Source organism: Micromonospora sp. NPDC047738, from assembly GCF_040642675.1.
Lineage (GTDB): Bacteria > Actinomycetota > Actinomycetes > Mycobacteriales > Micromonosporaceae > Micromonospora.
Genome location: NZ_JBEYSO010000017.1, coordinates 142,079 through 151,962 on the forward strand (window position 1 = coordinate 142,079; position 9,884 = coordinate 151,962).

The window sequence follows — 9,884 nt, forward strand, 5'->3', positions numbered from 1 at the left end:
CCGGCGGCGTCTTCAACAACAACGGCAAGGTCAAGCTCGACGAAAAGACCACCATCACCGACAACGACCCCACCAACTGCGGCGGCACCGTCAAGGACTGCTTCAACTGACCGACGGCCGGCGAAACCTATCCCACACAGCGATCCGGCCCCCTGCCACCTCGGTGGCAGGGGGCCGGATCCGTCGGGTCAGCTCTGCACGAAGACCGCCACGCTCCGCGCCGGCACGGTGAACGTGCCGGTCGTCCGATCGAACGAGGCCGTGCGGAGCACCGGGTCGGCCGACGTACGCAGCACCGGGTGCAGCGCCACGTCCGTCCCGCGCAGGCCGGTCACCGTCTGCGTCGCCGCCGCCGGCGTGGCGTTGAAGACCACCGTGACGGACTTCCACGCCCCGCCCAGGCCCCGGGCGTCCAGGGCCATCGTGAGCACGCCCGGGGTCTCCTGCGTACCGGACAGCGGGAAGGTGACCCGCTGCTGCACCTGGTCGGCGGTGGTCAGCCCGAACACCGGCGAGGACCGGCGGATCCGGAGCAGCTCGGCGTACCGGGCGTCGGCCAGGTCGATCGCCGCGCAGTCCGGCACCAGCTTCGGGTCGGCCAGCAGGGGCTTGGCGTACGGCCACTTGTCCCCGTTGTCCGCCGCCGGCGGGAGGCCCGCGCCGAACCCGTTGCCCTGGGCGCAGTCCCACCGGATCTGGTTGAACCAGTCACCGGAGTTGTACGAGTTGCGATCCAGCGACTTGGAGCGCAGCCGCTCCGAGCCGGCCGTCACGAAGCCCGTCCCCTGCCCCATCACCACGGTGCTCAGGGCGAGCACCTGCATCCGGGCCCGGTCCGTGGCCGAGGTCCCCGGCGGCAGCTTGTACGCCAGCGCGTCGTACAGGATCTCGTTGTCGTGCGCGTCGACGTACGTGACCGCCTCGCCCGGCGCGGCGGTGTAGCCGGCCGGTGAGCCGTTGTAGTCGACCTGGGCACCGGTGACCTGCCGCCCGGACGAGTCGGTGAACCGGTAGCCGCGCAGGTTGCCGGCCAGGCCCACCTTGATCAGGTCATGCTGGTGCAACAGCCGGGCCCGCTGCTCCGCCGCCGAGCCGTTGACGTCGTCACCGTTCGGGTCGGACCAGAGGCCGGAGGCGAAGCCCTGGATCCGCGGGTTGCCGTCGAACGGGCCACCGCCGCGTACCCCGTCCCGGAGCCGGTCGTTGAAGGTGCCGATCCCGGTGCCCGCCATGTTGGCCTGGGTGGCCTGCACGAACCGGGCGTCGTTGGCGACCTCGCCGAAGTTCCAGCCCTCGCCGTACAGCAGGATCTTCTTCCCGTCCACGCCGTCCCTGGCCAGGCTGAGCTGGTCCAGCGCGGCGCGCACGGCCAGGATGTTCGCCTTCGGGTGGTGACCCATCAGGTCGAACCGGAAGCCGTCCACCTTGTACTGCTTGGCCCAGGTGACCAGGGAGTCCACCACGAGCTTGCCCATCATGGCGTGCTCGGGGGCGGTGTTGGCGCAGCAGGTCGAGTTCGCGACCGTACCGTGCTCCAGCAACCGCTGGTAGTAGCCCGGCACCACCTGGTCGAGCACCGACTTCGGGTCGGTACCGGCGGCCGAGGTGTGGTTGTAGACGACGTCCATCACCACCCGCAGGCCGGCCCGGTTGATCCCGGCGACCATCTGCCGGAACTCGGTGGTCCGCTGTGCCCCGGCCGGGTCGACGGCGTAGCCGCCCTCCGGGACCGTGTAGTGCAGCGGGTCGTACCCCCAGTTGTAGCCGTCGGAGTCGGCGACGGCCGACACGCACTTCTGCTGCTCGTCCGAGTCCGGCGGCAGCGCCGCCAGGTCGCAGCCGGGCTGCCGCTGGTCGGCCCGCTTCTCGGGGATGGTGGCGAAGTCGAACGCCGGCAGCAGGTGCAGGTAGTTCACCCCGGCCTCGGCGAGCCCGGCGAGATGCTTCATGCCGGCGGTCTTCGGGTCGGTGAAGGCGAGGTAGGTGCCTCGCCGCTCGGCCGGCACGGTGGTGTCGGCGATGGAGAAGTCGCGGACCGACACCTCCTGGATCTGCGCCTTCGCCGACGGGACCGGGGCCGGCTTGCGCAGCGTCGCCCAGCCGGCCGGGGCCAGCGCCGGGTCGGCCAGATCGACGAGCTGGCTGTGGGTCGAGTCCGGCGCGAGGGCCACCGAGTAGGGGTCCGTCACCGACGCCGTGACCAGCTTCTGCGCCGCCGGCTGCCAGGCCTCCACCCGGTAGCGGTAGTACTTCCCGGTCCAGTCCTTCGTGCCGCGCACCGACCAGACGCCGGTCTGATCGTCGCGGCTCATCGACACCGTCTTCGGCTCGGCCGTCGGCGAGTCGAAGAGCTGCAACGCGACGGTGCGCGCGGTGGGCGCCCAGACGGCCAGGGTGGGCACCTTGCCGGTGAACGTCGGGCCGAGCTTCGCCTGGGTGGCGGGCCGGTAGACGTCGTCGAGCACGCCCGGGGTCTGCACCCCGGTGGCGCCGAGCAGCTTGCCCTCGGCGTCCCGCTCGGTCACCACGAGCTGCCCGCGCAGCGCCGCCGGCACCTTGGCCAGGTCGGCCCGGTCCAGGCTGAAGGTGCGGTAGGACCACAGGTGCGGCCACGCCGCGCGCTGGGCCTCGGTGAGCCCGTTGCGCTCCGCCCGCAACGGCAGCGTGGTGTACGTCCCGGCCAGCTCGCCGTCGGTGATGCTCAGCCCACCGGCCGGGGCGGCGACCAGGGCGTACCGCTTGCCGTCGGTGGGCCCGGTCTGCCAGGCGACGGTGGACCGGTCGATCCACTGCGCCTTCTGCTTGGTGATGTCGAGGTCCTGGGCGACGCCCGTGGCGGTCGACGGGAGCAGCCGGCCCTTGATGCCGGCCAGCAGCCAGACCTCGCGCCCGGCGGCGGCGAAGTCGAGCCGCTGGTCCTCGGGCTGGTCCTTCTCGTCGCCGGAGTGCACGATGTAGCTCAGCCCGGTGGCCCCGGCGGCCAGGGGCACCCGGAACACCGCGCCGAAGGAGTCGATCTTCTCCGGCTTCAGCGGGTTGCCCCAGTCGGTCGGGGTGGCCGCGCCGTCCCAGAGGTGCAGGCCCCAGCCGTCGTAGTTGCCGTCCGCCTTGCGCCAGTGGATGACCGCGGTGCCCTGGTCGGCCGGCGGGTCGGGCTCGCCGGTGGCGGCCTGCCGGGTCGGGTACACCGTCGGGTCGCCCTGCTTGACCCAGATCTCGCCGGTCTGCGTCACGTCGATGCTGCGGTCCTGGTCGACGTCCTTGGTCCCGTTCTTGTCGACCACGAGGAAGCCGATGGACCTGGCGCCCGGCTTCAGCTTGACCCAGGCGAACCGGCCGAAGGAGTCCTCACCGGCGAACGGCTGCCCCTTGGGCCACTCGGTCTGGTACGCCGGGTCGATGTCGCCCCAGGTGTACAGGCCCCAGTCGGCGTATCCGCCGGCCGGGCGCTGGTAGTGCACCACCGCCCAGTCCCGCGACGCGCTCTGCGCGGGGGTGCCGACGACGCCGGTGGACCGGGTGCTGGCGACGCGGCCCTTGCCGTCGCGGACCACGGCCTTGTACTCGACCTTCGTGCCTCCGGGCAGGCCGGTCAGGTCGTGGTGGACGGTGTACGGCGCCTTGTGCGCGCTGCCCAGCAGGGTCCACTTGCCGCCGGGCACCCGGGCGGCGAAGGTGACGGCCGCCAGGGGGTCGCCGGTGACCTGTGCGGTGACGGCGGCCCGGGTGGCGACCGGGGCGTCGCCGGGCTCGGTGACGGTGACCGCCGGGGCGGCCCCGGCCTGCGGGATCGCGCGGTCGGCCCGAAGCACCACGGCGGACATGGCCGGCACGGTGACACTCAGCTTGCCGTCGGCGCCGGCCGTCGCGGTGGCGGCACCGCCGTAGACGCCGGTGAAGGTGGCATCGGCCGACCAGGTGTCCACGGTGACAGTCTGCGCGCTCGCGGCGTTGTTCACCGCGACGACGTACTCGGTGCGGTCGGTGGGCAGGATCCGGGAGAAGGCGAAGACGCCGGGGCCGTCGGCCGCGTACCGGGTGACCTGGATGCCGTCCCGCAGCGCCGGGTGGGCCTGCCGCAGCCGGCCCAGCTCGGCGATGGTCCGGTACAGCGGGTGGCCGGTGTCGTACTGGTCGCCGGCGTGGGTACGGGTGGTGCCGATCAGGTCGTCGTCGAGGTAGTCCGGCACCTGGCTGGCGAACATGTCCTGCCGGGCGTCCTTGTCCCCGCCGGGGCCGGTGAAGCCCTGCTCGTCGCCGGAGTAGACGACGGGCTGGCCGCGGGTGAGGAACATCAGCTGGTGGGCGAGCTGGTCGCGGCGCAGCTGGCTGGCGTCGTCCCCGCCCGCGGCGGCGATGAAGGAACCGATCCGGCCCATGTCGTGGTTGCCCAGGAAGGTGGTCAGCCGGTTGGCGCCGGTGTCCCGGGCGGCGTAGAGGTCGTCCCGGGCGTACAGGTCGGCGAGCGTCTTGGCCGAGCCGCCGGCGGCGGTGTAGCCGCGCGCGGCCTCCTGGAAGGAGAAGTCCAGGGTGGCCGGCAGGCCGCCCTGCCGCACGTACGTCGACTCGATCTCCTGGTCGGCGCTGTAGACCTCGCCGAACATGAAGAAGTCCGGCTTGCCGGCCTTCTCCGCGGCCCGCTGGATGCCGCGGCTGAACTGCGGCCAGAAGTCGAGGTTGCTGTGCTTGACCGTGTCGAGGCGGAAGCCGTCGACGCCGGCGCGCGTGATCCACTGCGCGTAGATGTCGATCATCCCCCGCACCACCTCGGGCCGCTCGGTCCAGAGGTCGTCGAGGCCGAAGAAGTCGCCGTACTCGCTGTTCTCGCCGGCGAAGGTGGAGTCGCCCCGGTTGTGGTACATGGTCGGGTCGTTCAGCCACGCCGGAACCTTGACCTTCGCGTCGGCCGCGCTGGCGAAGGTCGGGGTGTACGGGAAGGACTTCTCGTTGACCTGCGGGAAGTCCCGGGTGCCGTCGGCGTAGTTGCGGTCCTCGAACGCCCGCCCCTGCGCGTCCCGGTACGGCGCGGTCTGCTTGTCGACGTAGCCGTATCTGTTCTCGGCGTACCTGATGATGTCCGCAGTGTGGTTGACGATGATGTCGAGGTAGACCTTGATGCCCCGCCGGTGGGCGAGATCGACCAGCTTCGTCAGCTCCTCGTTCGTGCCGAAGTGCGGGTCGACCTGGGTGAAGTCGGTGATCCAGTAGCCGTGGTAGCCGGCGGAGACGTCCGCGCCGGTGCCCTGCACGGGCCGGTTCTTGAAGATCGGGGCCAGCCAGATGGCCGTGGTGCCCAGGCCCTGGATGTAGTCCAGCTTGTCGATGAGCCCCTTGAGGTCACCACCGTGGTAGAAGCCCTTGTCCTTCGGGTCCAGGCCGGTGGTGAGCCGGTCGCCGGTCAGCCCGCCGGTGTCGTTGCGCTTGTCCCCGTTGGCGAAGCGGTCCGGCAGGACGAAGTAGAACTGCTCGGCCCGGGCGCTGTTGCTGCCGGCCTTGAGCAGCGCCTCGGCGGACGGTTCCTGACTCCACTGCGGAGCGTTGGCGGCGGCGAGGACGTCGGGGACGGCAGCGCGGTCGCTGCCGTCGGCACTCATCTGGTGAACGGCGACCGGCACGCCGACGAGCGTGAGCACGAGGGAGGAGACCAAGGCGAGCAGCGCCTTGGGGGATATCGGCGGGGGTTTCATCGACGGCCTTTCTCTGGTCGCTGATTCGCCCGCACGCTAGCCCTTGCCGAAACGTTCTGCAATACCTTGCAAACCAAGTCGCAACAAAGCAGCCGTCTTGCGAAACGTGCCCGTTCCCACGATCGTTGTGCCGGGCGGAGGACGCGGCCACGATCGACGGTGCCGTGGCGAGCGGGCTCAGAAGCCGGCGCAGCGCGCGCCGTTGACGGTGCGAACCACCCGACCCACCCGCGGTCCCCTGCTCCGCACCGGACACCCGATCGGGAGCGAGACCGAACAGTGCCCGACCTGTCGCGCCGGCCCCCGGGCGACGGGTTCAGCCGATGGTGCAGTCCGCGCCGTTGACCGTGCACCGGTCCGGCCGGTCACCCGTGCCCGTCCGGTTGAACTCCAGTCGCACGGTGACGCTCTGCCCCGGCTCCAGCGCCCCGGTGCCGGCCAGGACGAACACCCCGCCGCCGCGGGAACTGGCCGAGACCCCGGAGGCGGACGAGGCCTGGACGCTCTTCACATTGCCCGCGAAGGACAACTTCACCGTCCAGTCCTGACCCGCTCCGGACCCGTTCGCGACGGTCAGCCGGGCGGAGAACCCCCGCCGATCGCTGCCGGTGGCCTCGTACCGGGCGGTGACCGCGCCATCGGCCACGAGCGGCGCGGGCTCGGCCAGCTCCGGCGCGGCCCGCGACGGGCTGACGGGTCGGGTCGGGCCGGCCGGCCGCGACGGGCTGGGCGACGCCGTCGGCGCGGCGGTGGGTTCGGCGGTGACCAGCGGCACGGCCGGGTCGCCCGGCGTGGCGGAGGGGCTCTCCAGGCCGTGCGTCGGCAGGTAGATCGGCGGCGCAGCGGCCGCCGGTACCTCCCGGCGCTCCGGGCCCCGCGCCGCGAGCAGGGCGATCACGAGCAGGGTGGCGAGCAGGCCGACGCCGAGCAGCACCACAATCCACGGCACCGACATCAGCAGCCTGGGCGCCGACGGCCCGTCGGACGGTTGGCCACGTCCGGCGTTCATCACGTCCCCCCTCGCCCGAAGCCGAGCGCCAGCGTAGCCAGCCATGAGCGGCGGGTGGCAGCGGGCCGCCAGGTTTCGCCCGTCCGGGCCACCGGAACGCGGAGAACGGATGACCACCGCCCGGCGATCGGCCCGCCACCACGAGGCGTACGCACCGGAGCGCACCGCATGTCGGCCAGACTGTCCGGACTCATCGATGGAAGACCGGCCGGCTCGGCCCGGTCCTACGTCGAGGTTTCCGCCGGCCGTCCATCATGGACCGCTCCACCGAGCCGCATCACGCGGCGACGCGCCACCGGCGGCGCCCGACCGACTGGCCCGCTGCCCGGCAACCGCGGCGGCGGGCCGTCGGTCCAGTGGTCGTCGTCGTGGACCAGCGGCGCGTCGACGGCTGAGCCGCGGACGGCACCCACGCCGGCGCGGCGTCAGGCGGTACGGATGACGGTGCAGATGGCCGGCCCGTCGTCGGTGGCCCGCAGCAGGTAGCGGTAGCGCTCACCGGGCACCGCCCGCCCCCGGCTGTCCAGGAACTCCCACCGCACCGCCACCTCGGTGAGCAGCGCGGAGACCTGCTGCACGTCCTCGATCTGGGCATTGGCCGCGACCAGTTCCCGCTCCCGGTAGTCGGCGGCCGCGCCGACGAAGCTGAGGGCCACCGCGGCCGGGGAGGTGAACGAGAAGCTGTACGTGTCGGCGACCACCAGCCCGGGCAGCGCGTAGCAGCCGGCGATGGCGGACAGGTCGCCGGTGGTCAGCGCCACGCCGTACCGGTCGAAGAAGTCGGTCAGCGCGGCGAGATGCGTGGAAGCCGTCACGGGGCTCTCCATTACCGCGCGGCGGCTCCGGCAAACCTGGTCAGCGCGGCGGGATGCGTACCTCGATCTCGGCGCCGAGCTGCGCGCCTCCGGTGAGATCGAGGTCGTCGCCGCTCCAGAACCGACCCGGGTCGTACCAGTTGGGCCGGCGACCGGCGGGCAGCAGCCCCATCGCCTCGTAGGTCACCGCCACCACCTCGGCGCAGTACGCGGTCTCCAGCGCCCGGTCACGCACCGGCACACCCCCACCCTCGGATGTGGACGGCCGGCGGCGGCGCAGGTCGGGCACCCGACCCCGCGCCCACCGCCAGGCGAGCTGGGCGGTGGACGGGAACGGAGTGCCGTCGAGACGCGCCACGGTGCGCAGCACCGCCTCCTCCATCGCGGTGTCGGCCGGCGGTTCGAGCTGGCGCAGCCAGGCCCGCTGGCCGTACCGGTTGGCCCAGACGCAGACCGCGTCCCGCAGGTCGTGCAGCTGCACGCCGCGCTGGTGGGTGCCGGTCCACCGGTCCGGCAGCGAACGACCCAGCTCGGCGTGCCACATCAGCGGCGGCAGGTCGTCCAGGACCACCGCCATGCCCACGTGGTTGACCGGGCTGTTGGTGGTGAACTGGATGGCGCGGTCCGGCACGCTGCGCCCGCGGAACACCCACACGTCCCCGGTCCGGGTCAGCTCCACCGCCGCATCGAGGCTGATGCTCATAACGGACTACCCTAGGCCGATGCGGCAACGGATGCGGTGGTGGAAGCTGCTCGGACTGGCCGGCCTCGCCGGCGTCGCGGCGACCGGCGTGGTCGTGGCCCGGGCGGAACGACGGCGCCGGGCGTACACCCCGGAGGAGATCCGGGACCGGCTGCGCGAGCGGCACGCGCAGGCGACGCGGCCATCCTCCTGACTGACCCGCCGGCTCACTGGTCCGCGCGGCGCACCGCTTCGTCCAGGGCCTCAGGGGTACGACCGACCAGTGCGCTGCCGTCCTCCAGCAGCAGGATCGGGCGCTGGATCAGCTCCGGGTGCGCGACCATCGCGGCGATCCAGCGCGGCTCGGCGCCGTCGTCGCGGGGCCAGTCGGCCATTCCGAGGGCCGCCGCGGCCGGCTCGCCGGTGCGGCAGATGTCCCAGGCCCGGGCGTCCAGCCGGCGCAGCACCTCGGTCAACTCCCCCGCGCTCGGCGGCTCCGCCAGGTACGCCCGCAGCCGGTAGGGTACCCGCGCCTCGTCGAGGGTGGCCCGGGCGGTGGCGCACTTCGAGCAGGACGGGTTGTGCCAGATCTCCATGATCCGACATGATGGCACGCCGCCAACCGGCATCCACGGTGACCGACGTCCGGCCGCATCCCGATCAAGATCCGCCCGAAGCGCGTGCATGCCTCTCGACCGGGTTGGGCGGAGATACGCCGCCTCACCAGCCGCGGTCCGCGCCCACACCACTTCGGCTCGACGCCGGCAACCTGATGGGGCCGCCGGGTGGCGAGTCATGAGTGGAACGCCATGGCGGTGACTGGTGGCTTTTGACGGCAATGGCGTTCCGCTGAGTGCCATGCCTGTACCAGCGGGCCGGCATCGACGTCCGCCCAGCTTCCGAGGATGCCGTCTTGCCTGCGCTCATCGGCGGGGTCTGTGCCCGTCCTCGCTTTGCTCTGCAGCCAGATACGCAGCCTGGCACGTTCGGTGAGTGTTGCGTATGTGGCTGCAGAGCAAAGCAGGGTGCGGGTGGGTCTGGTCCACGGCGGGATGTGACGGTGGGTGAGGGTCGAGTGTGCGTGTGGCCCTCGACCGTTTCGTGCCGGAGGTCCGTCGACACCCGTTCGATCCGGCCTGCGCGGGATGGGCTGTCTGGTGGGCGTCTCGCTCTGCGTGGCATGTCCGGTTCGGGCCTGGGTGTCCGGTGGCGGGGGTGGGCTCGGGGGAATCAGGCTAGGGCCGGGGGCGTTGTACATGGCTGACCGCGCCGGATCTGCGACCCCCTGAGGGTGGCCCCGGCTGCGGCGGAATGGTCGGCCGCCGGCCGTGGTTACATCCCCGGGCCGCGCAGCAGATCCCCTCCGGATCCGCCAGCCGGTCCCCGGGAAGCCGGGTGGAATGATCCCCGGTCCCCGGTCGTTACATCCCCCGGCCGCCCGAGCACCCCAGGGCCGGCCGCCGGAAAGCCGGGTGGAATGATCCCCGAGCCCCGGTCGTTACACCCGGAACGCCCCGTGCAGGCCCCCCGCTGTGGCCGCCGGGCAGATTTCTGACTTTCCCTTTCACGCGGCGCCCGCGCACCCCCCTTTCGCGGGTGTGTGCCGTTCCCCCGACCGAAAGGCTTTGATCATCATGCGTACCAACACCATCCTGCGTAAGACCCTGCTGACCACTGCCGGCATCGCCGCC

General features: G+C 72.2%; 6 protein-coding genes. 1 reads left to right on the forward strand and 5 read right to left on the reverse strand.

What is annotated here, in order from left to right; genetic code table 11:
* Nucleotides 1–188: 188 nt before the first annotated feature.
* The 4 genes from pulA to ABZ783_RS24420 form a co-directional block, all read right to left on the reverse strand.
* Nucleotides 189–5,687, reverse strand: a complete 5,499-nt coding sequence (gene pulA / locus ABZ783_RS24405; protein ID WP_357441990.1) for a pullulanase-type alpha-1,6-glucosidase — start codon at nt 5,685–5,687, stop codon at nt 189–191.
* Nucleotides 5,688–6,003: 316 nt separating this feature from the next.
* The gene (locus tag ABZ783_RS24410; protein ID WP_357441991.1) at nt 6,004–6,696 is read right to left on the reverse strand and encodes a cellulose binding domain-containing protein; all 693 of its coding nucleotides are present in this window, start codon (nt 6,694–6,696) and stop codon (nt 6,004–6,006) included.
* A 425-nt stretch (nt 6,697–7,121) separates the two neighbouring features.
* Nucleotides 7,122–7,511: a hypothetical protein gene (locus tag ABZ783_RS24415; protein ID WP_357441992.1), complete on the reverse strand. Its 390-nt coding sequence runs from the start codon at nt 7,509–7,511 to the stop codon at nt 7,122–7,124.
* A gap of 40 nt (nt 7,512–7,551) precedes the next feature.
* The gene (locus ABZ783_RS24420) at nt 7,552–8,214 is read right to left on the reverse strand and encodes a hypothetical protein (RefSeq protein WP_357441993.1); all 663 of its coding nucleotides are present in this window, start codon (nt 8,212–8,214) and stop codon (nt 7,552–7,554) included.
* Between the two features lie 19 nt (nt 8,215–8,233).
* Here ABZ783_RS24420 and ABZ783_RS24425 point away from each other — a divergent pair, with 19 nt between their 5' ends.
* Nucleotides 8,234–8,407 (forward strand): hypothetical protein, encoded by a 174-nt coding sequence (locus tag ABZ783_RS24425; protein ID WP_357441994.1) that lies wholly within the window; start codon nt 8,234–8,236, stop codon nt 8,405–8,407.
* 13 nt (nt 8,408–8,420) lie between these two features.
* Here the strand turns inward: ABZ783_RS24425 and ABZ783_RS24430 are convergent, their stop codons facing one another.
* Complete coding sequence (locus ABZ783_RS24430) at nt 8,421–8,789, reverse strand: ArsC/Spx/MgsR family protein (protein WP_357441995.1); 369 nt, start codon at nt 8,787–8,789, stop codon at nt 8,421–8,423.
* Between the last annotated feature and the right edge of the window lie 1,095 nt (nt 8,790–9,884).